The sequence below is a fragment of the Lentzea chajnantorensis genome (assembly GCF_054300775.1).
Genome location: NZ_JBSDZT010000002.1, coordinates 6796926 through 6819556, shown reverse-complemented (window position 1 = coordinate 6819556; position 22631 = coordinate 6796926). Strand labels below are relative to the sequence as shown.

25 protein-coding genes are annotated in these 22631 nt (G+C 71.5%); 18 read left to right on the top strand and 7 right to left on the bottom strand.

The annotated features are described in order from the left end of the window. Position 1: 1 nt before the first annotated feature. The 4 genes from ACVDFE_RS32625 to ACVDFE_RS32610 are packed head-to-tail and all read right to left on the bottom strand — an operon-like array spanning position 2 to position 3946. The gene (locus ACVDFE_RS32625) at positions 2 to 1048 is read right to left on the bottom strand and encodes a glycosyltransferase (RefSeq protein WP_458433216.1); all 1047 of its coding nucleotides are present in this window, start codon (positions 1046 to 1048) and stop codon (positions 2 to 4) included. Further along, the gene (locus ACVDFE_RS32620) at positions 1030 to 2196 is read right to left on the bottom strand and encodes an O-antigen ligase family protein (RefSeq protein WP_458433214.1); all 1167 of its coding nucleotides are present in this window, start codon (positions 2194 to 2196) and stop codon (positions 1030 to 1032) included. Before ACVDFE_RS32620 ends, ACVDFE_RS32625 begins: the two co-directional genes overlap by 19 nt. Continuing rightward, positions 2190 to 3128 carry a polysaccharide deacetylase family protein gene (locus ACVDFE_RS32615; protein ID WP_458433213.1) on the bottom strand — a complete coding sequence of 313 codons (939 nt, stop codon included), beginning with the start codon at positions 3126 to 3128 and terminating at the stop codon, positions 2190 to 2192. Before ACVDFE_RS32615 ends, ACVDFE_RS32620 begins: the two co-directional genes overlap by 7 nt. Continuing rightward, positions 3125 to 3946, bottom strand: coding sequence for a hypothetical protein (locus ACVDFE_RS32610; protein ID WP_458433211.1), 822 nt, complete (start codon positions 3944 to 3946; stop codon positions 3125 to 3127). Before ACVDFE_RS32610 ends, ACVDFE_RS32615 begins: the two co-directional genes overlap by 4 nt. Positions 3947 to 4104: 158 nt before the next feature. Between ACVDFE_RS32610 and wecB the strand changes: the two genes are divergently transcribed. From wecB to ACVDFE_RS32575, 7 genes are all read left to right on the top strand, one after another. Beyond that, positions 4105 to 5235, top strand: coding sequence for a non-hydrolyzing UDP-N-acetylglucosamine 2-epimerase (wecB, locus tag ACVDFE_RS32605; RefSeq protein WP_458433210.1), 1131 nt, complete (start codon positions 4105 to 4107; stop codon positions 5233 to 5235). Between the two features lie 158 nt (positions 5236 to 5393). After that, complete coding sequence (locus ACVDFE_RS32600; protein ID WP_360387580.1) at positions 5394 to 5714, top strand: hypothetical protein; 321 nt, start codon at positions 5394 to 5396, stop codon at positions 5712 to 5714. 100 nt (positions 5715 to 5814) lie between these two features. Then, entirely contained in the window at positions 5815 to 7305 is a 1491-nt protein-coding gene (locus tag ACVDFE_RS32595; protein ID WP_458433209.1) for a hypothetical protein, read from the top strand. Positions 7306 to 7519: 214 nt separating this feature from the next. Then, entirely contained in the window at positions 7520 to 7678 is a 159-nt protein-coding gene (locus ACVDFE_RS32590) for a hypothetical protein (protein ID WP_458433208.1), read from the top strand. A 443-nt stretch (positions 7679 to 8121) separates the two neighbouring features. Next, positions 8122 to 8856 (top strand): carbonic anhydrase family protein, encoded by a 735-nt coding sequence (locus ACVDFE_RS32585; protein WP_458433207.1) that lies wholly within the window; start codon positions 8122 to 8124, stop codon positions 8854 to 8856. A 144-nt stretch (positions 8857 to 9000) separates the two neighbouring features. Then, complete coding sequence (locus ACVDFE_RS32580) at positions 9001 to 10191, top strand: MFS transporter (protein WP_360387592.1); 1191 nt, start codon at positions 9001 to 9003, stop codon at positions 10189 to 10191. Positions 10192 to 10402: 211 nt separating this feature from the next. Continuing rightward, the gene (locus ACVDFE_RS32575; protein ID WP_458433205.1) at positions 10403 to 11629 is read left to right on the top strand and encodes an MFS transporter; all 1227 of its coding nucleotides are present in this window, start codon (positions 10403 to 10405) and stop codon (positions 11627 to 11629) included. On the opposite strand, the gene ACVDFE_RS32570 is transcribed toward ACVDFE_RS32575, so the two are convergent. After that, positions 11536 to 12129 (bottom strand): DedA family protein, encoded by a 594-nt coding sequence (locus ACVDFE_RS32570; protein ID WP_360387598.1) that lies wholly within the window; start codon positions 12127 to 12129, stop codon positions 11536 to 11538. The genes ACVDFE_RS32575 and ACVDFE_RS32570 overlap by 94 nt on opposite strands. Before the next feature lie 135 nt (positions 12130 to 12264). Here ACVDFE_RS32570 and ACVDFE_RS32565 point away from each other — a divergent pair, with 135 nt between their 5' ends. The 4 genes from ACVDFE_RS32565 to ACVDFE_RS32550 all read left to right on the top strand — a co-directional run bounded on the left by ACVDFE_RS32565 (position 12265) and on the right by ACVDFE_RS32550 (position 16553). Next, on the top strand, positions 12265 to 13617 hold the full coding sequence (locus ACVDFE_RS32565; protein ID WP_458433204.1) for a gamma-glutamyltransferase: 1353 nt from the start codon (positions 12265 to 12267) through the stop codon (positions 13615 to 13617). Positions 13618 to 13681: 64 nt separating this feature from the next. After that, positions 13682 to 14851, top strand: coding sequence for a sugar efflux transporter (locus ACVDFE_RS32560; RefSeq protein WP_458433203.1), 1170 nt, complete (start codon positions 13682 to 13684; stop codon positions 14849 to 14851). A 284-nt stretch (positions 14852 to 15135) separates the two neighbouring features. After that, complete coding sequence (locus ACVDFE_RS32555; protein ID WP_458433202.1) at positions 15136 to 16026, top strand: hypothetical protein; 891 nt, start codon at positions 15136 to 15138, stop codon at positions 16024 to 16026. Beyond that, positions 16023 to 16553 (top strand): histidine phosphatase family protein, encoded by a 531-nt coding sequence (locus ACVDFE_RS32550; RefSeq protein WP_360387618.1) that lies wholly within the window; start codon positions 16023 to 16025, stop codon positions 16551 to 16553. Before ACVDFE_RS32555 ends, ACVDFE_RS32550 begins: the two co-directional genes overlap by 4 nt. On the opposite strand, the gene ACVDFE_RS32545 is transcribed toward ACVDFE_RS32550, so the two are convergent. Further along, the gene (locus ACVDFE_RS32545; protein WP_458433201.1) at positions 16540 to 17694 is read right to left on the bottom strand and encodes a metallophosphoesterase; all 1155 of its coding nucleotides are present in this window, start codon (positions 17692 to 17694) and stop codon (positions 16540 to 16542) included. The genes ACVDFE_RS32550 and ACVDFE_RS32545 overlap by 14 nt on opposite strands. A gap of 208 nt (positions 17695 to 17902) precedes the next feature. Here ACVDFE_RS32545 and ACVDFE_RS32540 point away from each other — a divergent pair, with 208 nt between their 5' ends. Next, on the top strand, positions 17903 to 18292 hold the full coding sequence (locus tag ACVDFE_RS32540) for a hypothetical protein (protein ID WP_458433200.1): 390 nt from the start codon (positions 17903 to 17905) through the stop codon (positions 18290 to 18292). A 136-nt stretch (positions 18293 to 18428) separates the two neighbouring features. Here ACVDFE_RS32540 and ACVDFE_RS32535 read toward each other — a convergent pair whose 3' ends face one another. Then, complete coding sequence (locus tag ACVDFE_RS32535; RefSeq protein WP_458433199.1) at positions 18429 to 18590, bottom strand: hypothetical protein; 162 nt, start codon at positions 18588 to 18590, stop codon at positions 18429 to 18431. 204 nt (positions 18591 to 18794) lie between these two features. Here ACVDFE_RS32535 and ACVDFE_RS32530 point away from each other — a divergent pair, with 204 nt between their 5' ends. Genes ACVDFE_RS32530 through ACVDFE_RS32505 form a run of 6 tightly spaced genes read left to right on the top strand, consistent with a single transcriptional unit; the run spans position 18795 to position 22550 of the window. Then, entirely contained in the window at positions 18795 to 19727 is a 933-nt protein-coding gene (locus tag ACVDFE_RS32530; protein WP_458433198.1) for a HAMP domain-containing sensor histidine kinase, read from the top strand. Then, positions 19724 to 20371, top strand: a complete 648-nt coding sequence (locus ACVDFE_RS32525) for a response regulator transcription factor (protein ID WP_360387631.1) — start codon at positions 19724 to 19726, stop codon at positions 20369 to 20371. The genes ACVDFE_RS32530 and ACVDFE_RS32525 overlap by 4 nt, the downstream gene beginning before the upstream one ends. A 33-nt stretch (positions 20372 to 20404) precedes the next feature. Then, the gene (locus tag ACVDFE_RS32520; RefSeq protein WP_360387633.1) at positions 20405 to 20878 is read left to right on the top strand and encodes a cation:proton antiporter regulatory subunit; all 474 of its coding nucleotides are present in this window, start codon (positions 20405 to 20407) and stop codon (positions 20876 to 20878) included. Positions 20879 to 20883: 5 nt separating this feature from the next. Then, positions 20884 to 22065, top strand: coding sequence for a cation:proton antiporter (locus ACVDFE_RS32515; protein WP_360387635.1), 1182 nt, complete (start codon positions 20884 to 20886; stop codon positions 22063 to 22065). Next, entirely contained in the window at positions 22062 to 22355 is a 294-nt protein-coding gene (locus ACVDFE_RS32510; RefSeq protein WP_458433197.1) for a hypothetical protein, read from the top strand. The genes ACVDFE_RS32515 and ACVDFE_RS32510 overlap by 4 nt, the downstream gene beginning before the upstream one ends. A gap of 30 nt (positions 22356 to 22385) precedes the next feature. Beyond that, complete coding sequence (locus tag ACVDFE_RS32505; protein WP_360387640.1) at positions 22386 to 22550, top strand: hypothetical protein; 165 nt, start codon at positions 22386 to 22388, stop codon at positions 22548 to 22550. Positions 22551 to 22631 lie beyond the last annotated feature (81 nt).

The window sequence follows — 22631 nt, the reverse complement described above, 5'->3', positions numbered from 1 at the left end:
CTCATCTTCTTCGTGCCTCCAGCACGGTGCGAAGCAGCTCGTCGTAGGACTTCATCAACGCGTGCGCGTCACCGGACCCGTCGCGCGCGGTGGCGACCTCGCGGGCGAGGGGGGAGTGCAGCAGGTCGCGCAGCGCCTTCGCGGTCGCGGCCGGGCTGCGGCGTGGCACCAGGACCCCGCCACCGCCGGACAGCACCTCCCGCACACCGTCCACATCGGACGCCACCACCGGGCGGCCCGCGGCCAGCGACTCGAGCAGCGCGATCGGCATGCCCTCCCAGTCGCTGGTCAGCACGGTGACGTCGGCGGCTTCGAGCAGGTCGCGCACGTCGGTGCGGGTGCCGAGGAACCGCACCCGGCCGCCGACGCGCTCTGCGTGCTCCTCCAGCTCGGCGCGCAGGCTGCCGTCACCGGCCAGCCACAGCTCCGCCGCGCCGCCCACCGACGCCCACGCGTCGAGCAGCACGTCGTGGCGCTTCTGCGGCTCCAGCCGGGCCGGGCACAGGGCGACCGGCACGTCCGGCGCGGTGCCCAGCGCGGCACGCACGGTGGCGCGGTCGTGGACCGGTGCCGACGGGAACACCGCGTTCGGGACCACCTCGGAGGCGAGTCCGGCCGCGCGCAACCGGTCCGCCGACGCCGCCGCCACCGCGACGACCCGGTCCGACACCCGCCGCAGCACCCGCACGGCACCGGCGACGTCCGCCTCGGCCACGCCGTGGAACACCGTCACCACCGGCGTCCGCGGCGCACCGAGCCGGGCCACCAGGCTCGCGGACACGTTGTGCGCCAGCACGACCTCCGGCCGGAACCGCCGCACCGCCGCCGAGACCGCCCACGCCGCCCGCACCACGCCCAGGGCCGACCGGCGTGCCAGTGGCACGTCGAACACCGGCACACCGGCGTCGCGCAGCGCCGCCACCCGGAACCCGCCCGCGGTCGCGACCGCCGACTCCCAGCCGACGTCCGGTCCGGCCGCCGCCATCCCGGCCACGAGCGCCTCCGCGCCGCCCGCGCCCATCTCGCTGATCACGTGGAGAACGCGCATCGACCCTCCCGAGCCCGTTGTTGCAGCGCCACCGCGATCGCCACCAGCGACCACAGCGGCAGGTAGTACTGCTCGGACAGGAAGACCGACGCGACCAGCACCGCGATCAGCGCCGCCTGCACCGCCACGACCTGCCGCCGGTCCGCGCCGAGCCGCACCGCGCGTTCCGCCGCGACGAACCCGGCGGCGATCACCGCGATGAGCAACGCGAACCCGGGCAGGCCCAGCTCGGCCGCCACTTCGAGGAAGAGGTTGTGCGCCACCGGTGTCTGCTCGTCGATCTCCGCGTTGTGCGACGCGGCCGCGTAGTGCTGGCGGAACCCGCCGGGTCCGACGCCGAGCACCGGCTCGTCGGCGAGCATCCGCGCCGCCGCCTGCCAGCGCAGCACCCGCGTGTCGGCGTTCGTGCCCGCGATGTGGCTCTTCTCCTGCAACGCCCGGTCCAGCTCGGCGTGCGCCACCTGCGCGAACACCAGCGCCGCCAGGCCGGTCACGGCAGCGGTGACCACGACCGCGCGCACCGGCAGCACCCGCCGCAGCACCAGCCACGCCAGCGCGCAGGCCAGTGCGATGCCGCCACCGCGGGAGAACGTCGCCAGCGCACCGGCCGCGAGCACCGCGCCCAGCACGAGCGGCACGAACCGGAACCGGCCCCCCGCCGGCAGCGCCACCAGCAACGGCAGCGCCGCCACGAGGAAGAACGCGAGGTCGTTGGGGTCCTCCAGCGGCCCGGTCGCCCGCAGTTCGCCGCCCACGACGCTGAGCAGCCCGCCGGCCGCCGCCACCACCGCACCGGCCACGACCGCGGCGAGCAGCTCCCTGACCGGCACCGCGCGCGCCGCGACGTCCGCGAGCACCACCGCGACCACCAGGAAAGGCGCCCACCGCACCAGGTACTCGAACGTGAACGGCTCCGCCGCGTGCACCGCCGACGTCGCCAGCAGCACCACCGCCAGCAACGCGAGCAGCAGGTGCAGCGGGTGCGGTGCGGGCAGCCGCCGGTCGCGCACCAGCGAGACCAGCCAGACGCCGATCAGCGCGGCGGGCACCACCTTGGCCGACTGGTCGTGCACCCGCAGCAGGTAGCCCTCCACCGGCGCGAGCGCCACCGTCCCGCACGCCAGGACCCGCAGCAGCACGGTCAGCATGCGACCGGGTCACGTTCCCGCAGCCCGGTCGCCGCGACGCGCGCGACGTGCTCACCCGTGCCCACCACGTCGAAGTGCTCGCGCAGCAACGCCAGCACCCAGTCGAGCAGGGCGACCTTCTCGCTGCCGGGCACCGCCATGCCGGGGAAGAACTCCATGCCCGGCGCCTCGGCGGCGGTCAGCACGTCGGTCGGGTGCAGCAGCAACGACGGGGACACACCGCGGGCACGGCACAACCGCAGCGCGGTGCGGAAGTAGCCGCGCGTCAGCCGTGGCGAGAGCTGGTGCAGCTGCAACAGGTACGCGCCGTGGATCGGCACGCGCAGCAACGGCATCGTCGTCACCGGCAGCTCGACGAGCCCGTCGCGCCACCGGTAGGCCTTGTTCGGCGCCCTGACCCGGCCGAAGCCGCCGAACAGGTCGGCGCCGCCGTCGGTCGAGCCCGCCGTGCGGTTGTGGTACGCCCGCGCCAGCGGCCCGATCCACGTGGGCAGCACGCTCGCGTCGTAGTGGTAGCCGCGGCGGGCGAGCAGGTCGAGCAGCTGCGGCGTGACGCTGTAGCCGGGGCCGCGGAAGCCGACCGGGCGCGGTGCCCCGGCGGCCGTGATCGCGTCCTCCGCGCGCACGACCTCGGCCTCCAGCTCGGAGGGGGAGTAGCGGTGCAGCCAGGGTTCGTGCCGGAAGGAGTGGTTCGCGACCTCGTGTCCCGCCGCCGTGATCGCCGCGACCGCCGCGGCGCCGTCCTCGCGTTCCGCGTCCGCGCCGACCACGAACACGGTGGTGGTCAGGCGTTGCTCACCGAAGACGTCGAGCAGGCGCGGCACCGCGGAGGGCAGGAAGCTGGGCCGCTGCTCCCAGCGCGGGTCGCCGTGGGTCTTGAGGTACGCCCAGAGGTTGTCGAGGTCCAGCGACACGCTGGCGACGGGCTTCACCGCTCGGCCCCGACCAGCGCGGGCGCCGGACGGGCCGCGGACCCGAGCACCAGCACACCGCTGACGACCAGCAGCACGCCGAACCCGACCCACCACTCCCGGCCCGGCGCGATCCGGTCGCCCATGAGCGCGAGCCCGGCGACGGAGCCGAGCACCACGGTCGTGGCGTCCATCGAGGCCACCGCGGACGTGGCCGAACCGCGTTGCAACGCCGTCGCCAGGCACGCCTGCCCCACGAACGCCGCCAGCACCATCACCCACGTCAACGGGTGCAGCACCACGTCGAGCACCGGCTTGCCGGCCACGGTCCGCGCCGCCACCGCCACCACGGCGAACGCGAGCCCGGCCAGCACCGGCGTCGCGGCCTTCCACGTGCGGGCCAGCGGCAGCACCACCACCGTGAGCAGGCCGAGCACGACGACGCTGGGCAGCAGGGGGAGCTCGCGGGCCGTCGACGGCGCCGCCGCACCCGTGAGCAGGAGCAGGCCGCACGCCATGACCACCAGCACCGCGACCTCCACGGCCCGGATGCGCCACCGCAGCGCCAGCACGCCGATCACCGTCGCGAGCCCCACCGCGCACGACGACCCGGCCTGCACCAGGTACAGCGGCAGCTCCGCACGGGCCAGGAACGCGAACAGGAACCCGCCCACCTGACCGGTGAACCCCAGCAGGTACAGGCGGTCGGAGGCGAGCCGCGCGAGCAGCCCGACGCCGGTGCCCTCGCGCTGGTCCGCCCTGCGCGCCGCGACGGTCTGGGCGACTATCCCCAGCCCGTACAGCACAGTCGACACCGCAAGGGCCAGATGACCGGACACGAAGGACTCTCCGTTGGTTTCGGCGAAGACGCGTTACGCCACTGAACGGGGGCCGACAATAGACACCCCTGTGCCGCAACACTTTCGAGCGATACGCCAAGCAACGCTTTCGGGTGAACGAGGCGAGTTCTTCAAGATCGATGAAGTACTTTGCCGCCGTGCGGGAAACGAACACCGTGACGATCGTGTGCGGCACCAGGCCAGAGCTGATCAAACTGGCACCACTGGTCGACCACCTCGGCAGCGCGTGCACCATGATCTACACCGGTCAGCACTACGACCGCTCGATGTACTCCCAGATCCGGCGGGACGTGCCGGAGCCGGGCGCCTTCCACGAGCTGTGCCTCGGCGGCCTGCGCCGCGGTGACCAGCTGGGCCGCGCGGTCTCCGCCGTCGACGAGGTGCTCGCCGGCCAGCGCCCCGCGGCCGTGGTGGTGCAGGGCGACACGACCTCCGCGCTGGCGGGTGCGTTGGCGGCCAACGCCTGCGACGTGCCGCTCGTGCACGTCGAGGCGGGCCTGCGCAGCTACGACCGCGCGATGCCCGAGGAGCACAACCGGGTGCTCATCGACCACCTCTCCGACCTGTGCTGCGCCCCGACCCCGTTGAACCGCCACAACCTGCTGGCCGAGGGCGTGGCCGACAGCCGGGTCGTCGTCACCGGCAACACCGTCGTCGAGGCCCTCGCCCACGCACTCCCGTCGCCGGAGGAGGAACGCACCGCGCTGGCCACCGCCGGCGTGACGCGCGACCGGTACGTCCTGGCCACGGTCCACCGCCCGGAGAACGTCGACGACGCCGCGAACCTGGAGACCGTCCTGCGCGAGCTGGGCCGCCTGCCGCTGCCGGTCGTCCTGCCCCTGCACCCGCGCACCGCGCAGCGCATCGGCGCGTTCGGCCTCGACGGCCTGCTGCCCGCGCTGCGCGTCGTGGAACCGCAGCCGTACCGCGCGTTCCTCGCCCTCGCCCAGGGCGCCGCGGTCGTCGTGTCGGACTCCGGCGGCATCCAGGAGGAGGTCAGCGTCCTCAAGCGACCCGTGGTCGTGGTGCGGCGCAGCACCGAGCGCCCGGAGATCGAGGGCACGTTCGGCACGCTCGTGCCGCCGGGCCCGCGCATCGGCACGTCGGTGCTGCGGTGGCTCGACGACGTGCCGGCCCACCGCGCGGCGCTGCGGGAGATCCCGTCACCGTACGGGACCGGGTCGCCGTCGGAGCGGATCGCGGTGGCGGTGCAGGAGATGCTGGGACACGAGCTCGGCGAGCCGGTGGCGGCGGGCATGCGCGGCTGAGGTGACGTCCTGAACCTGTCCTCTGTTTGCCTTTTGTGACTTGATTTTGTCCAGTGCTGCTGTTGCACGGTGAAATTGTCGTGCAACGGTCGGCATTCCCGGCGTGCGGTCCTCATAACTTGTTCTCGGGCGGACAAAGCCCGGACGAGGGAGGACACATGATCGGAAAACTGCTGGGTTCGGCGTTGCTGGTGACGGCACTGCTCGGCGGCACGGCGGGCGTCGCGTCGGCGACCCCGGACGCGGGGGCGCTCGCCGCGCGCGGGTACGTCGACGAGGGCAACCTGCGCAAAGACCCCAACCTGGGCGCGGCACTCATCGTCACGATCCACGACCAGTGGGTGGACATCAACTGCTGGATCGACGGTGGTCCCAACGGTTTCGGGTCCAACCGGTGGTTCAAGGCGACCTACTGCGCGAACGTCGGCTACCTGAGCTCGGGCGTGGTGTCACACCAGCCGTCGGTGGGCCACTGCTGATCTCGCCGCTGCCGTGCCACCGGTGCGATCCGGCCGGTGGCACGGCGTCTTCCGGCGGATTCCCCCGAGTGGAACGCATTTTCCGTGCAACACTGCGGAAATGATCGGTAGGCGCACGCGACGAAGACAGGCGTGGCTCCTGCGGACGAACAGAATTCTCGGCCGCCGGGACGAGTTCCGATCCGCGAGGAGCTTCGCCAGGGCTTTCCGCGCCGACGGGAAAAGCGCGCTGTCGCCGTCGCAGATCACCCGGTGGGAGAAGGGCGAGTCCTTCGCCGCCGGCACGGTCCTGCACCGGTACGAAGCTCTTCTGCAGGTTCCCGGTCGGATGCTCACCGTGGCGAACGAGGCAGCGCGCTGGTTCCTGAACGACGAGCAGCCGACCACCGAAGGTGGTGACCTGCCGGACGCGGCACTGCACGAGCTCCTCGACCGGGCGTGCGTCCCCGGCGCGATGGAGGGAACGGACTGGCGGGACCTGACCCGCGCGGTCGCCGCCCGGCCGGACCTGCTGCTGCACCCGCCACGCCTGTGGGCCGCGATCGCCGAGAACCTGCTGGGAGAACTGGTGATCGCGGAGCAGACGGAGTGGCTCGTCCGCCAGGAGGCCATGAGCCGACTGCTCGAACACCGGGCGAGCGCACCGCACGCCCTCGACATCTGCACCGGCATGGCGGACGACCGGGCGACGCCGGTGTGCATCGAGCCGATCTCGTTGCTGGACAACAGCGTTCTTCCGAGCGCGAGCCGGTACGTGCTCGCCCAGCTGCGCGACCCGGACGGCGTCCGGGCGTTGCACGGCGCGTTGCTCGCGGCCGTGGCCAAAGTGCGGCGCGGGCACTTCACGGTGACCGAGACCGCAGAGCTCCGGCACCTGGCCACCGCACTGCTGGCCGAGGGGCACGACCACCCGCTGGTCACCCCGATGGCCGTGGAGCTCGGCCACGTGCTGCGACTGCGCGGCACCCCCGAGCCCGTGGTGGACAACCGGGTCAGCGCCCACCTCGCGCTCACCGCCCAGGCCCGATCGGCGGCCGCGGAGCCCGGCGTGGACGAGGTGCTGGCCGAGCTCGTCGGTGAGGCCATGTTCCGCCAGAACCCCGACGCACGGCTCTACGCCACCGCGTTGATCACCGCGACGCCCTATCGGGAACCGCTCGCCACCGCGGTCACCGACTGGCTCGCCGCAGGGGACCTGCGCGACGAGCTGCTGGTCGAACGGGGCTTGGGACTGCTCAACAAGCTGGGCGCGCCGACCCACCGCGTCCTGGTGCGCGCCCTGCTGCTCGACCCCGCGCTCTCGGCCCGCAACAGGCATGCCGCCGCATGGGCTTCCACGCACAGCCCCGGCCGGCTCGACGAGGGTGTGTGGCGGGCGATCGTCGCGACGCAGACGGCGCTGTTCCGGAACCGGCCGTCCCCGCTCGACGACGACATCCTGCGCGGTCTCGTGTACAGCATCGGCACGGACGCGCACCGGTGCCTGCTCCGCGAGATGCACGCCGACACCCGTGTTCCCGCACAGGCGCGCGCCTTGGCCGCGTGGTGGTTGCGGGTGGGGCCGGCAGGCGACTGCCGCGCCGGCGGGTAGTGCCCGGTGGGGGTGAGCACGATGCGGACACCTGTCCGCCTGCCGAGAACCCGATGAGGCGCGGTGCCGCCGTGGGTGGTGTCCACCGGTGAGAACACGACTGCGCTGTGGCGGCCGACCGGACCCGAGGAGCTGGAGCTCGTCCGGGAGTCCGGCTGGCGCGCCTGGCCGCCGCGCCTGCCCGACCAGCCGATCTTCTACCCCGTGCGGGTACGTGACCCGGTTTCACGTCGAGACCGGCTTCCTGCGGCGGTACCCGGTGCAGCAGGCCGGTGGGCGCACGATCCTGGAGCTGTGGGTGCCCGCGGAGGAGCTGGCCGAGTTCAACGAGCACATCGTCGGCGAGATCGAAGTGGTGCACGAGTTCCGGTGATGGACTGATGGCGTGCGGCCACGCCGCACCGGCTGCGGCACGTGGTGCCCGCGCTGCACGCCTCGGCCACCCGCGAGAGCGCACCCTGACCCGGCGCGCGTACTGGTGGGACCAGCCGGTCGCCTCGCTCCACAGCGATGTGCTCAGTGATTCAGTGCTGACTGAAAGAAAGTCGGTCGACGTTGGTTCGGTCGTAGGCGATAGTGATCATTGGGTAATTGCTCCCGATCGGAACGAAACGGGCGTTCGTAAACGGGAACTCCGAAGTTCTTGAATTCCGACTTTTGTATTGTTTGCCGCGCCTTTCTGAAGCGGTTCACCTGCGGTTATGCTCCCGTATTGGGGGTTAAGTCCGATTTTTGTGCCAAAACGAAAGACTTCTCAATGAGAGCGCGAACACACTCCACTTCCTCATTTCACTCGATCGGGTGAATTGTGGCGCGATGAACCTGAAACGGTCCCTTCCGGCTCTCCTGCCGCTGGTGCTCGCCACGTCGTTCTTCGCGGCGGGCCCGGCCGAGTCGGGGACACCGAGGCAGAGTCCCGTCAACGTCACGCCCGGCGCGATCCGGCTCGACCCGCACGCGCTCAAGCTCGACGTGACCTACGGGCACTCCGCGCTGGAGTTGAAGTACGTCCGCAAGGACGCGGACAAGGCGGACGGCTGTGCGGTCCGCGACCACGAGGAGACCGAGGAGGCGGGGGTCGAGCCGGGTGCCGGTCACGTCACCGTCGCCGGTACGAGGTACGACCTCGTGCAGTTCCACTTCCACACGCCGTCGGAGCACCAGTTCTCCGGCCGGCGCTACCCGCTGGAGATGCACCTGGTGCACCGCAGCGCCGAGGGCAGGCTGCTCGTCGTCGGCGTCCCGCTGCGGGCCGGTGGACGCTCGGCCGTCGACACCGTCCTGTCGGCGTTGTCGCCGGAGTGCGGTGAGCCGGTGGACATCGCACCGATCGACCTCAACCGGTTGCTCCCCGCGAGCCACCACACGCTGCACTACACCGGTTCGCTCACCACGGCGCCGTTCACCGAGGGTGTCGAGTGGTACCTCACGGCCGAGCAGACCGTGTCGGCCGCGTCGATCGCCCGGTTCCAGGCGCTGTTCCCGGCGGGTGACGCCCGTCCCGTGCAGCCGCTGAACGGCCGGACGCTCAACGAGGTGCCGCGCATCTGAACTCATCGCTGACGAGGCCGGCCCCCCGCGCAAGGGCCGGCCTTGTCGCGTGATGGGCTTCACCGGTTCAGAAGTCGCTTGCAATTGCCCGCGTATGCAACTATTGCTGACGCGGACAACCTACGACTTCAAGGACTGTGTGACATGCCTGTCGCTCTGCTCGCGCTCGCGATCAGCGCCTTCGCCATCGGCACCACCGAGTTCGTCATCATGGGGCTGCTGCCCGAGGTGGCGGGTGACCTGGGCGTCTCCATCCCCTCCGCGGGCCTGCTGATCTCCGGCTACGCGCTCGGCGTGGTGGTCGGCGCCCCGCTGCTGACCGTGCTGGGCGGCCGGTTGCCGCGCAAGAAGATGCTGCTGGGGCTGATGGTCCTGTTCATCGCGGGCAACCTGCTGTCCGCGGTGGCCGGGAGCTACGGCGCGCTGATGAGCGGCCGGGTGGTGGCGGCGCTGGCGCACGGCGCGTTCTTCGGCGTCGGCTCGGTGGTGGCCGCCGACCTCGTCGCACCGCACCGCAGGGCGAGCGCCATCGCGTTGATGTTCACCGGTCTGACCGTCGCGAACGTGCTGGGGGTGCCGCTGGGCACCGCGCTGGGGCAGGAGCTGGGCTGGCGCTCGACGTTCTGGGCGGTCACCGCGCTGGGCGTGGTCGGGCTGCTCGGCATCGCGTTCCTGGTGCCCCGGCAGCAGGCGCGGGCGGGTGACCTGCGCGGTGAGCTGGCCGTGTTCCGCAACCCGCAGGTCTGGCTGGCGCTGCTGATGACCGCGCTCGGGTTCGCGGGCGTGTTCGCGTCGTTCACCTACATCGCACCGATGATGACGTCGGTGGCCGGGTTCTCCTCCGGTGCCGTGACGTGGCTGCTGGTGCTGTTCGGCGTCGGCCTGTTCGCGGGCAACCTGCTGGGCGGCCGGGCTGCGGACCGGTCGGTGCTGAAGAGCCTGGTGGTCATCCTGGTCGCGCTGGCCGCTGTGCTGACGGCGTTCGTGTTCACCGCGCACTCGCAGTGGGCCGCCGCGGTCACCATCGTGCTGTTCGGTGCCGCCGGGTTCGCCACCGTGCCGCCGCTGCAGATGCGGGTGATGCAGACCGCCGGGGGCGCGCCCGCGCTCGCGTCGGCGGCCAACATCGCCGCCTTCAACCTGGGCAACGCCGGTGGTGCGTGGCTCGGCGGTCTCGCGATCGAACGCGGGCTCGGCTACACCGCCCCGAACTGGATCGGCGCGCTGCTCGCCGTCGCCGGTCTCGCGGTCGCCGTCACCTCGATGGCGCTGGAGCGCCGCACCGTGAACGGGCGGTCGCTGGTCGGCGCCGGCGCGGCGTCCAGCCACGAATGAGCCTTCATCTCGTCTTCCCCCGGGTGTGATCTCCCCTGCGGACAGGGACACCGGGCAGACGCGTTCGGTTGCGCGCCGCAGGCGGGCCGCGTGTGAGCAGAGGCACCGGCCCGAGGCTTCTGAAGCGCGTCAGAAGAACCGTAGGATGGTTCCTGCTGCTAACTAATTCGTCCTGCGTCAGCGCCGACCGGACACCTGATCAGGAGCGAATGTGAACACCACCCGCGCCATGACCGCGCTCGCGCTCGGCGGGTTCGGCATCGGCACCACCGAGTTCGCGACCATGGGGCTGCTGCCCCAGATCGCTGCCACTTTCGACATCCCCGACTACGAGGCCGGGCACGCCATCAGCCTGTACGCGGCCGGTGTCGTGGTCGGCGCACCGCTGATCGCGGTGCTCGGCGCCAAGCTGCCGCGCAAGGGCATGCTGATCGGCCTGATGCTCGCCGTGGCGCTGGGCAACGGCCTGTCCGTCGTCGCGCAGGACAAGACCATGCTGCTGCTCTCCCGCTTCGTCGCGGGACTGCCGCACGGCGCGTTCTTCGGCATCGCGGCGGTCGTCGCCGCGACGCTCGTGGCACCGGAACGCCGCGGCACGGCGGTGGCACGGGTGATGGTCGGGCTGACCGTGGCGAACCTGGTCGGTGTCCCGCTCGCCACCGCGGCGGGCCAGCAGATCGGCTGGCGCACCGCATACCTGTCGGTCTCGGTGATCGGCGTGGTGACGGCGCTCGCGATCGCCGCGTGGGTGCCGCGGGTGCCGCTGGACGCGGACGCGTCGATGAAGGGCGAGGTCAGGGCGTTCCGCCGGCCGACGGTGTGGTTCGCGATCTTCACCGGCATGATCGGCTTCGGCGGCATGTTCGCCGTCTACTCCTACGTCGCGCCGCTGACCACCGAGGTCGCGGGTCTGCCCGCGGGCGTGGTGCCGTGGATGCTCGCGGTGTTCGGGCTGGGCATGACCCTGGGCGCGACCTTCGGCGGCCGGTTCGTGGACCGCTCGGCGATGGGGTCGGTGTTCGGCGGTCTGGTCGCGGTCTGCGTGATCCTCGTGCTGTTCGGCTTCACCGCGACGATGCCGGTGTTCCTGTTCGGGCTGCTGTTCCTGCTCGGGTTCGTGATCCAGGTCCTGGCCGCTGCCCTGCAGATCCGCCTGATGGACGCCTCACCGGACGCGCCGGTGCTGGCCTCGTCGTCCAACCACTCGTCGCTCAACGTCGCGAACGGCGCGGGCGCGTGGCTCGGAGGCCTGGCCATCGCGGCGGGCTGGGGCTACGTGTCCACCGCGTGGGTCGGCGTCGGGCTGTCGCTGGCGGGCCTCGCGGTCGCGGTCGCGTCGGTGCTCTACGAGCGGCGGGCCTTGGACCGCGAGACCACGAACCACACGATGGCGATGACCAGTGCCGCGATGACCACCGTGGACACCCACCCCAGGTAGCGGTCGACGAGCTGGTAGTTCTCGCCCAGCGCGTACCCGGCGAGGATCAGGGCGGTGTTCCACAGCAGGCTGCCCGCCGCCGTGTAGACCGTGAACTTCACGATCGGCATCCCGGACACCCCGGCCGGGATGGAGACCAGGCTCCGCACCACCGGCACCATGCGCCCGAGGAACACGGCCTTGTTGCCGTGCTTGTCGAACCACGCGTCGGACTTGTCCACATCGGACGCCGTGACGAACGGGATCTTGTCGGCCGCCTTGCGCAGCCGCTCCAGCCCGAGCCACGCGCCCAGGCCGTAGAGGACGAGCGCACCGACGACCGAGCCGGCCGTGGTCCACAGGATCGCGGCGACCAGCGAGATCTTGCCCTGCCCCGCGGTGAACCCGGCCAGCGGCAGGATCACCTCACTGGGCACGGGCGGGAAGACGTTCTCCAGCGCGACCGCGAGGCCCGCGCCGGGAGAGCCCAGTGCCTCCATCAGCTTCGTGATCCAGTCCATGGTTGTCGATTTACCCGTTTTGCTCCGCCTTTCAACCCCGTCGACCGATCCGGTGAGCCGCCCTGCCGGGCCGGGTGGCTCGGCGATCGCCACCGGGGCTACCGTTGACGGTCTCTTCAGTGGAGGTCGACAACGGTGCGTGGAGCGATCGCGGCGGGTCACCCGCTCACCGCAGAGGCGGGCGCGGCACTGCTGCGCGCCGGTGGGAACGCCGTGGACGCGGCCGTCGCGGCGATGCTCACGTCGTGCGTGACCGAGCCGCTGCTCACGGGTCTGGGTGCGGCCGGGTACATGATGATCGCGCCGGCCGGGAAACCCCCTGTGCTGCTGGACTTCTCCGCCCAGGCACCCGGTCGCGGCGCCACGGCGGAGCGGGCGCCGCTCGACCCGATCGTCGTCCGGTTCGGCGACGCCCAGCAGGAGTTCCACGTCGGACCGTCGTCGGTCGCCGCGTTCGGGATGCCCGCCGGTGCGGCCGCCGCCGCCCGGTACGGCACGGCGTCGTTGAGCGAACTCGTGGCCACGGCGGCGAAGCACGCGCGGGAGGGCCACCGCGTGAACCGCTACCAGGCCTACGTCACCTCGATCCTGTTGCCGCTGGCCCGCAGCGCGGGGCTCACCGCGCTGTCCGAAGGCGAGCTGCTCGTGCAGCCCGAGCTCGGCGAGTCCCTGCTGCGCCTGGGACAGGACGGTGCCGAGCCGTTCTACACCGGCGACATCGCGGCCACGATCGCCGACCGCATCGGCTCCTCGGGCGGTGACCTCACGAGGGCGGACCTCGCGGCGTACGAGGTCATCGAGCGTGAGCCGTTGCACGCGCGGCACCGCGGCCGTGACGTCCACACGAACCCACCGCCCGCGGCGGGTGGTGCGTTGCTTGCGCAGATGCTGGAGACGGTGCCGGACAACCCGTCGCAGGCCGACCTGATCCGCGCGATGGCCACGCCGAAGGTGCCCCTCAACCGGCTCGGCTCGACCACGCACATCTCGGTGCTGGACGCCGACGGCACCGCGTGCTCGGTCACGACCACGAACGGCGCCGGCTCCGGCATCGCGATCGCCGGCGTGCACCTCAACAACATGATGGGCGAGGAGGAGCTCTCGCCCGACGGCTTCTTCAGCCACGCACCCGGCGACCGGCTGCCGTCGATGATGTCGCCGACCGTCGTGACCGGCCGCGACGGTGTGGAACTGGTGCTCGGCAGCGCCGGGTCCAGCCGCATCAGCGGCGCGATCCTGCAGGTGCTCGTGAACGTCCTGGACCGCGGGATGCCCGCGCAGGAAGCGGTCGACGCACCCCGCCTGCACCTGAGCGGCGACCACCTCCACGTGGAACCGGGAATTCGACCGGAAAGTGAACTGCCGGTGACGTTCTTCCGCGCGCCGAACATGTTCTTCGGCGGCTGCCAGGTCGTGCAGCGCACCGGATCCGGCCTGCTCAGGGGTGGTGGAGATCACCGTCGCGACGGCGCGGTCGTCGTCGTGTGAGATGTTGCCCGCACAATGGGATATTTGGTTTCCTGATTCACCGGCCAGGAGGCAGTATCCGTTCGTGACGGCAATCAGCGAGAAAACCCCCTCGCCGCTCCTGTCCCGTTCCTTCTTCCAGCTCGCGGTGATCAGCGTCGTCACCGGTGTGTCGATGGCGTTCGCGCTGCCGTTCGGCTCGCTGTTCCTGACCTCCGAGATCGGGGTCACGCCCTTCCAGCTCGGCTTCTTCCTGCTGGCCTCACCGATCGCGTCGGTGGTCGCCAGCACGGTCATGGGCAGGCTGTCCGACGGCCGCGTGCAGCGCCGGTTCATGCTCGTGGCGGGCGGTGTCGCGGGCGCGGTCGGCTACGGCCTGTTCGCCGTGTCGCGCGACTACTGGTTCCTGCTCGGCACCTCGGTGCTGTTCATCGCGATCACCTCCTCCCTGCTGCCACAGCTGTTCGCCTACGGCCGCGCGGTCTCGCAGGGCCCGTCGATGGTCGTCAGCGTCCTGCGCACCCTGCTGTCGGTCGCCTGGGTGGCCGGCCCGCCGGTGGCGGCGCTGCTCGTGTCGAAGGTCGGCTGGTTCGGCCTGTTCGCCTCGACCGCCGCGCTGCAGCTCGGCGTGGCCGTGATCGCCTGGTTCCTGCCCGTGCCCGCCGAGGCCTCGCAGGAGGTGGTCGAGGACGAGGCACCCGCCGGCCCGTCGCGCGGCCGCATCTCGGTGGTCTCGGTGGCGTTCACGTTCCTGCAGGGCTCCGTCGCGCTGGCGGTGAGCGGCCTGCCGTTGTTCGTCACCACGAACCTGGAGGGCACCGCGGGCGACGCGGGCCTGGTGATGGGCCTGTGCGCGGCGCTGGAGATCCCGATGATGCTCTGGTTCGGCGCACTGGCCAACCGCAAGTCGCTGCACATGATGGTCGTCATCGGCGCCGCGATCTCGTTGGGCTACCACGGAGTCATGCTCGTCGCCGACTCCGTCTGGCAGGTGATGGCCGCGCAGCTGCTGCACGCCACGGTCATCTCGCTGATCATGGGCGTGGGGATCACGTACTTCCAGAGCCTCGACCCCGGCCGGCCCGGTCACACCACGACGATGTTCAGCAACACGCAGATCGTGGGCACCATGATCGCGGGGCCGCTGCTCGGGGTGGCGCAGGGGATCGGGTTCCGGTCGGTGTACGCGTTCACGCTCGGGATGTGCGTGCTCGGGCTGGTGTTGTTGTTGGTGGCCGGGCGGATGAGGAAGTAACCACCCGGAAACGCCGTGGGATCTGCGAGTTCCACAGGTGTGTCCAGACCGTGACCGGACTCCCGTCCCATCACCGTTTCCCGGCGATTCGCCGACCCGATGACCGCACGTGGGACGGCCCGCGCACCGAGATCCCGGCACACCGGCCGGGAACGCTCCCGGCACACCGTGTCGACCGAACCGGCGAGCGGCTGCTACTGCGTGCGGTGGATTGAACGCGAATGACCCGTTCGTGAAACAACCACGCGTTCGGGTGGTGTTGTGCGGCTGGCACACTGCGCTGCGTGCCGACCGACTACCCCGACGACCCGACCGACGTGATGCTCGATCCCGCGTTGATCGCCGCTGTCCGCGCAAGGGGACAGGGACGTCGGGCCCTCGCGGAGGAGACCGCGCCCGCGCCGGAGGAGAAGCCGCCGCCGGTGAAGCGGCGGCTCGTCGTGATCGCCGTCGCCGCCGCCGGGCTGGTCGTGGCCGGCATCGCGGTCGTGGGGCTGAGCGAGCCCGGTGCGCCGACCGAGGCGATGCCCACGCACAGCTACCTGCCCGGCGCGATCACGCCCGCGGAGGACCTGCCGGTGGAGTCCTCGGCGAGCACGGACCCGATGTCCGCTTCCTCGGCGCTCGGGCTGGTGCCGACCACGACCACGCCGCCGCCCGCTCCGCCACCGCCTCCCGTCGAGCGCGCGCCCAGCGGTGCCAAGACGGTGACGTCGGGGCCGGGGTGCGGGGGCTACCGCAGCGTCGGGTCCTACCGGGACGGGCGGCGGGGCTGGGTCGAACACGGCGACGGCAGGTGCGGGTCGGCGTTCATGTCGGTGCCGATGTCGGGTGACGCGCGGCGGGACGACTCGTCGTCCTACGCGATGTGGACGTTCGCCGCCGCCGGCACGTGCGAGGTGTCGGTGCACGTGCCCGACGGGGACCTGACCGCCGTCGGCGGTAACCCGACCGTGTACTTCGTGTACGACCGCAACGGGGTCGGGGGCGCGCCGGTCGCGTCGTTCGCGATCAAGCAGGTCGACCGGCGCGGGCAGTGGGTCACCGCCGGCAGGTTCCGGAGCAGCGGAACCCTGACGGTGCAGCTCCTCAACCGAGGTCAGGACTGGAACCGCCGCGGACCGACATACGCCCATCACGCCGCCGGTGCCGTCAAGGCACACTGCACGTCGTGACGAGAGATCTCCACCTGGTCCGGCACGGCGAGGCGACGAAGGACGAGACGCGGCTCACCGCGCACGGGCGCAGGCAGTCCGAGCTGCTCGCGGAACGGTTGCGGGGCACCGGGTTCGCCGCCGTGCACCACGGTCCACTGCCGCGGGCAGCCGAAACCGCGTCGATCATCGCCGAGGTGCTGGGGGTGCCCTGCCGGGCCGAGGCGGCCGCCGACGACTTCGTGCCGCACTTCGTCCCCGACCACGACGAGTTCTTCGACCGGTTCCCCGAGTCCGAGCGCACCCGCGGGCCCGCGCTCGCGCACGAGGCCGAGACCCGCTTCGCCCGGCCGGGTGACGGCCCGGTGCTGGTGGTGACGCACGCGTTCCTGATCAGCTGGCTCGTCCGCGACGCGCTCGACGCCGCACCCGAGCAGTGGCTGACGCTGGACAACGACAACGCCGCCCTCACCGTCATCCGCTACACGGCCGGCCGGTCACCGCGGCTGGTCAGGTTCAACGACACCGGGCACCTCATGCGGCCCTGAGCGTCAGCAGGGTGATCTCGCTCGGTGCGAACACCCGCATCGGCGGGCCCCAGAAACCGGCACCGCGGCTGGTGTAGAGCTGCGTGCGGTCGCTGTGCCGGCTCAGGCCCGCCACCACCGGCTGCTGCAACCGCACCAGGTGGTGGAACGGCCAGATCTGCCCGCCGTGGGTGTGACCGGACAGCTGCAGGTCCACGCCGGCCTCGACGGCCTTGCGGATCTCGGAGGGCTGGTGGGCGAGCAGCACCACCGGGTCGCCGGCCTCGGTGCCGCGCAACGCGAGCGCGAGGTCGGCGGCGTGGCCTGGCTCGCCGGAGTGGTCGGCGGTGATGTCGTCGATGCCCGCGAACACCAGGCGGGCACCGCCGCGTTCGAGCACCACGTGCTCGTTGTGCAGCGCCTTCCAGCCCAGCCGGGTCATGAGGTCGATCCAGCCCTGGGCGTTGGAGTAGTACTCGTGGTTGCCGGTGATGTAGAACCGGTGCGCCGCCGTGACGTCACCCAGCGGCGTCGCCTGCTCCAGGCGCTGCTCGGCGGTGCCGTCGGCGATGTCACCGACGTGCACGGCCACGTCGGCGTTCAGCTCGTTGACCGCGTCGACCATGCCCCGCGACCACTTCGCGCGGTCGATCGCGCCGTAGTGGGTGTCGGTGACGACGGCGACGGTCAGCCCGTCGAACGCCGGGTCGAGGCGGGGGATCGTCACGTCCTGGCGCTTGACCCGCGGCACCCGCATGGCCTCGTGCACGCCGTACGCCGTCACGGCGACGATGAGCACCGCCAGCAGCACGGCGATGAACCGCGCGCGGAACGGGTTCTCCACACCGGCCAACGCCAGCACCAGCCGCACCACGTCGGTGAGCAGCGTCCAGACGAACGCGATCCACACGAACCCCAGCAGGAAGTGCGAGATCCGCGCGGCGCGGTCGGAGTTCCTGCGGGTGAACAGCACGATCATGCTGATCGCCGCCGCGGCGAACACGACGGCCGCGATCGGCCGCACCGGCCCCGGCCACTGCGCCGACGCCGCGAACAGGCCCTCGAACGGCACCCAGAACAGCAGCGTCGTGACGCTGAGGAGGACGAGCGTGAACACCACCCGCCGTACCGTGATGCGGGGGCGGGCCACGGTGGTCGTCATCGCTGATCCTCCAGGGGTTGGGCTGACAACTCATGTCAACGCCCGGAGGTGTCATTTGTACGCCGCGCGACGGAAGGTTTCGCGCTGAGCAGAACTGCCCGATGAGCCACGTCGCAGTTTCGCCGCGGGGAGCAACCACCGGCGCGGTGGCGAGTCTTCGTACCAGTACCGCCGAAACCGCCTGATCACAAGACATAGAGTGGACGCCATGATCTTCTTCACCGACGAGGAGAGCCGCACGCTGCGCACCGCCGTGTACGGCGCGATGCTGCTGGTCTCCCACGCCGACCCCGGCCCCGTCCTGGAGGAGCGGTTCGCCGGCCTGCGCGCCCTGTCGCACCTGTCGCCCGACCTGCGCCTCGTCATGGGCGCCGCCCGCCCGTCCGTGCCCGCCGGCACCGACGAGGAGGTCGAGCCGGTCGTCCTCGAGGCGTTGCGCGGCTCGATGAAGATCCTCACCACGCGCTCGCCGGAGGACGCGAGGTCGTTTCCCGCCGCGGTGCTGACGATCGCGCGCGAGGTGGCCGAGGCCGACGGCGTGGTCGTCGACGCCGAGGACGCGATGCTCGCGCGCATCGAAGGCGCGCTGGCGCTCTGAGCAAGCCCACGTCCGGGTAGACCCGGACCAGCAAGACCAGGAAAACCGGTAAGACCGGGAAGACCAGGCCGCCGCCGTCAGCTTCTGCCTGACAGCGGCGGCCTCCGCCGGCGTGGTCCTCGTGTCGGCGCGCCCGCTAGGGCAGTGCCACGCACCCGGCCAGCAGCAGGCCGGCCGCGATCAGCAGCGTGTGCGGCAGCACCAGCCCCGCCGCCACCGACGAGAACGCCACGGCCAGCAGCGTCCACCTCGGGGCCCGTTTCAGTGCGGGTCTGCGCGGTCGTCGTGTGGTCTCCATCTCCGCCTCCCGTCGCCGTGCGGTCGAGACATCTCCACCTTCTCCCGCGCTGCCGGGGAAAACGATCCGGGCGGGCACGCAGATCCGGCCAGCGCTGACCCCCATGCAGACCGAACATGGGTGTTGCCACGGATGGACACGTGGTGGGTGCGCCCGTCAGCCTCGCAAGGCGTGGCGGGAAGTGATCGCGGAAAGGCGGCGCGCGTGTCGTTGTTCGGGCGGATCTTCCTGCTCAACGCCCTGGTCCTGATCATCGCCACGGCCGTGCTGGCGTTCAGCCCGGTGACGGTGTCGACGCGGGCGGTGTCCGGGGAGATGGTCGTGCTCGGGGCCGGGCTCGTGGCCATGCTGGTCGCCAACGCGGTGCTGATCAGGGTCGGGCTCGCGCCGCTGGACCGGCTCACCAAGGCCATGACCACGATCGACCTGCTCAAACCGGGGCCGCGGCTGACCGCCAAGGGGCACGGGGAGATCGCGGAGCTGATCACCACGTTCAACGCGATGATCGACCGGCTGGAGGCCGAACGCGGGTTCAGCTCGGCGCGGGCGCTCAGCGCGCAGGAAGCGGAACGCAGGAGGGTGGCGCAGGAGCTGCACGACGAGGTGGGGCAGTCGTTGACCGTGGTGCTGCTGGAGCTGAAGCGGGTGGCCGACCAGGCGCCCGCGCACATGCGCGAGGAGCTGCGGCAGGTGCAGGAGACCACCCGCAGCACGCTCGACGAGATCCGGCGCATCGCACGGCGGCTGCGGCCGGGGGTGCTGGAGGAGCTGGGGCTGGTCAGCGCGCTCAAGGCGTTGACCGCGGAGATCACCACCGGGCTCACGGTCACCAAGCGGTTCGCGAAGGACCTGCCCGAGCTCGACGCCGAGACCGAGCTGGTGGTCTACCGGGTGGCGCAGGAGGGGCTGACCAACACCGTCCGGCACGCCGGCGCGACCTCGGTCGAGCTCGCGCTGCAGAACCACCCCGCCGGGGTCGAGCTGCGCATCCGCGACGACGGACGGGGCATCGGCGACGCCGAGGAGGGCGCCGGCATCCGCGGCATGCGGGAGCGGGCGCTGCTCGTGCACGCCGAGGTCGAGATCACCGCCCTGGCCAGGGGCACCGAGGTGCGTCTGGTGGTGCCGGCCAGGTGAAGACGCGCATCCTGCTGGCCGACGACCACGCGCTGGTGCGCCGCGGCGTCCGGCTGATCCTGGACAACGAACCCGACCTGACCGTCGTGGCCGAGGCCGGCGACGGCGCGGAGGCCGTCACCAAGGCCCGTGCCGAGAAGCCCGACCTCGCGATCCTCGACATCGCCATGCCGCGGCTCACCGGGTTGCAGGCCGCGCGTGAGCTGTCGCGGCTGCTGCCGGACCTGCGGATCTTGATCCTCACCATGTACGACAACGAGCAGTACTTCTTCGAGGCGCTCAAGTCCGGTGCCTCCGGGTACGTGCTCAAGTCGGTGGCCGACCGCGACCTCGTGGAAGCGTGCCGGGCGGCGATGCGCGGCGAGCCGTTCCTCTACCCCGGCGCGGTGAACTCGTTGATCCGCAACTACCTCGACCGCGCCAAGGACGGCGGCGGCATCCCGTCACGGGCGATCACCGACCGCGAGGAGGAGATCCTCAAGCTGGTCGCGGAGGGCCACTCGTCGAAGGAGATCGGCGACCTGCTCTTCATCAGCGTCAAGACGGTCGAGCGCCACCGCGCCAACCTGCTGCAGAAGCTCGGTCTCAAGGACCGCCTCGAACTCACCCGGTACGCGATCCGCGCCGGGCTGATCGAACCCTAGAAAACCCAAGAACCCAAGTCAGGAAGCACGCCAGTGAACGTCGAAGTGACGCCCCTGCCCGGCATCGGGGTCAGGCAGGACTTCAGCATCCGCTCCGGCCGCCGGATCGGCGTGATCTCCTACCGCGACGGCAAGTTCGAGCTGATATTGTCCAAACAGGACGACCCGGACGCGACGGCCGCCTCGATCCCGCTCGCGCCGGAGGAGGCGGGCACGCTCGCCGGGCTGCTCGGCGCGCCGCAGCTGGTGACGCAGCTGAGCAAGCAGCACCGCGACATCACCGGCATCACCACGCGCCAGCTGCTGGTCACGGCGTTCGCGCACCGCACGCTCGGCGACACCGCGCTGCGCACCCGCACCGGCGCGTCGGTCGTCGCCGTCGTGCGGGAGGGCACCGCGCACCCCTCGCCGGGCCCGGAGTTCCTGTTCTCCAACGGCGACCTCGCTGTCGTCGTGGGCACCGCGGACGGCCTCGACACCGCCGCCGAGATCCTGACGGGCGGCTGAGCGCAGTGCACGACACCACGATCGCGCTGATCGAACTGGGTGCGGTCTTCTTCGGGCTGGGCCTGCTCGGGCGACTGGCCTGGAGATTCGGCATCTCGCCCATCCCGCTCTACCTGATCGGCGGCCTCGCGTTCGGCGCGGGCGGCATCGTCCCGCTGCACGGCATCGAGGAGTTCGCACACCTCGCCAGTGAGATCGGCGTGGTGCTGCTGTTGTTGTTCCTGGGGCTGGAGTACTCGGCCTCCGAGCTCACGACCGGGCTGAAGAAGTCCTGGACCGCCGGACTGCTCGACATCGTCCTCAACGCGACCCCCGGCGCCGTCGTCGCGCTGCTGCTGGGCTGGGGACCGGTCGGTGCGCTCGCGATGGCCGGCGTCACCTACATCTCCTCGTCCGGCATCGTCGCGAAGGTCCTCGGCGACCTCGGCCGGCTCGGCAACCGCGAGACACCGGTGGTCCTGTCGGTGCTGGTGTTCGAGGACCTGGCCATGGCGGTCTACCTGCCGGTGCTCACGGCGCTGCTGGCCGGTGTCAGCTTCCTCGGCGGCCTCACCTCCGTCGGAATCTCGCTGCTCGCCATCACCGTCGTGCTCGTCGTGGCGCTGAAGTACGGGCGCTACATCTCCGCCGTCGTCGACAGCCCCGACCACGAGGTGTTCCTGCTCAAGCTGCTCGGCTCCGCGCTGCTCGTCGCCGGTGTCGCCTCGCAGCTGCAGGTCTCGGCCGCGGTCGGCGCGTTCCTGCTCGGCATCGCGATCTCCGGCTCCACCGCGGAGAACGCCACCCGCCTGCTGGAACCGTTGCGCGACCTCTTCGCCGCCATGTTCTTCGTGGTGTTCGGCCTCAACACCGACCCGCGCTCCATCCCGCCGGTGCTCGGCGTCGCCGTGGCGCTGGCCGTGGTGACGACGCTGACCAAGCTCGCGACCGGCTGGTGGGCGGCGCGCAGGCAGGGCGTCGGACCGATGGGCCGGGCCCGCGCGGGTGCCGCACTGGTGGCCCGCGGTGAGTTCTCCATCGTCATCGCCGGTCTCGCGGTGGCCTCCGGCATGGTCAGCGCACAGCTCGCGGCGCTGTCCACGGCGTACGTGCTGCTGATGGCGGTCATCGGCCCGATCGCGGCCCGCTACGTCGAGCCGGTCGCGGAGTTCTTCGCGCGCAGGCGGGCGGGGGCCACCGCACCGTGAACCGCGCCGCGCCGGCGCTGCTGCTCGCCCTGCTGCTGGCGCTGCTGCCCGCCCAGCGGGAGCACCAGGACCTGGGGGACCGGCACCTGCCCAGCAGGGTGTCGGTCTCGCACGGTGCCGCCGCCACGCCCGCCGCACCGGACACCGGGTGGGCGTGGCGGCCCGCCGCCGTCAGCGGGACGGGTGAACCGCCGACGCAGCGCGACGACGTCGACTGCGGCACCACGACGTCCACGACACCGGCCACACCTTCGTGCCGGGCACCGCCACGCGCGTCCGCGTGCCTGTGACCCGAACTCCCGTTGCGAAGGAAGAAGACCGTGTCGTACCTGGTGCTGGCGTTGTTGTTGATCACTGTCGGGGTGGGGGTCGCCGCGCTGGCGGCGATGATCACCAAGAAGGAGCCGTTCTACGGGGTGGTCGGTCTCGTCACGATCTGCTGCCCCAGCGCGATCCTCGCGTTGGTGTACACGGCGGTGGCCTGACCGCCGATCGGTGGATGGTGCCGGCCCGGTGCGGTGGCAGTGTGGTTCTTCCAGGGCGTCAACGCTGGGGGAGTGCCACGC

Excerpts from the sequence above, each read along its gene's own strand:
- ACVDFE_RS32580 (WP_360387592.1), top strand. The coding sequence starts at position 9,001 with ATGCCTGTCGCTCTGCTCGCGCTCGCGATCAGCGCCTTCGCCATCGGC.
- ACVDFE_RS32600 (WP_360387580.1), top strand. The coding sequence starts at position 5,394 with ATGATCGGAAAACTGCTGGGTTCGGCGTTGCTGGTGACGGCACTGCTC.
- ACVDFE_RS32570 (WP_360387598.1), bottom strand. The coding sequence starts at position 12,129 with ATGGACTGGATCACGAAGCTGATGGAGGCACTGGGCTCTCCCGGCGCG.
- ACVDFE_RS32540 (WP_458433200.1), top strand. The coding sequence starts at position 17,903 with ATGATCTTCTTCACCGACGAGGAGAGCCGCACGCTGCGCACCGCCGTG.
- ACVDFE_RS32620 (WP_458433214.1), bottom strand. The coding sequence starts at position 2,196 with ATGCTGACCGTGCTGCTGCGGGTCCTGGCGTGCGGGACGGTGGCGCTC.
- ACVDFE_RS32625 (WP_458433216.1), bottom strand. The coding sequence starts at position 1,048 with ATGCGCGTTCTCCACGTGATCAGCGAGATGGGCGCGGGCGGCGCGGAG.
- ACVDFE_RS32585 (WP_458433207.1), top strand. The coding sequence starts at position 8,122 with ATGAACCTGAAACGGTCCCTTCCGGCTCTCCTGCCGCTGGTGCTCGCC.
- ACVDFE_RS32545 (WP_458433201.1), bottom strand. The coding sequence starts at position 17,694 with ATGACGACCACCGTGGCCCGCCCCCGCATCACGGTACGGCGGGTGGTG.
- ACVDFE_RS32595 (WP_458433209.1), top strand. The coding sequence starts at position 5,815 with ATGATCGGTAGGCGCACGCGACGAAGACAGGCGTGGCTCCTGCGGACG.
- ACVDFE_RS32535 (WP_458433199.1), bottom strand. The coding sequence starts at position 18,590 with ATGGAGACCACACGACGACCGCGCAGACCCGCACTGAAACGGGCCCCG.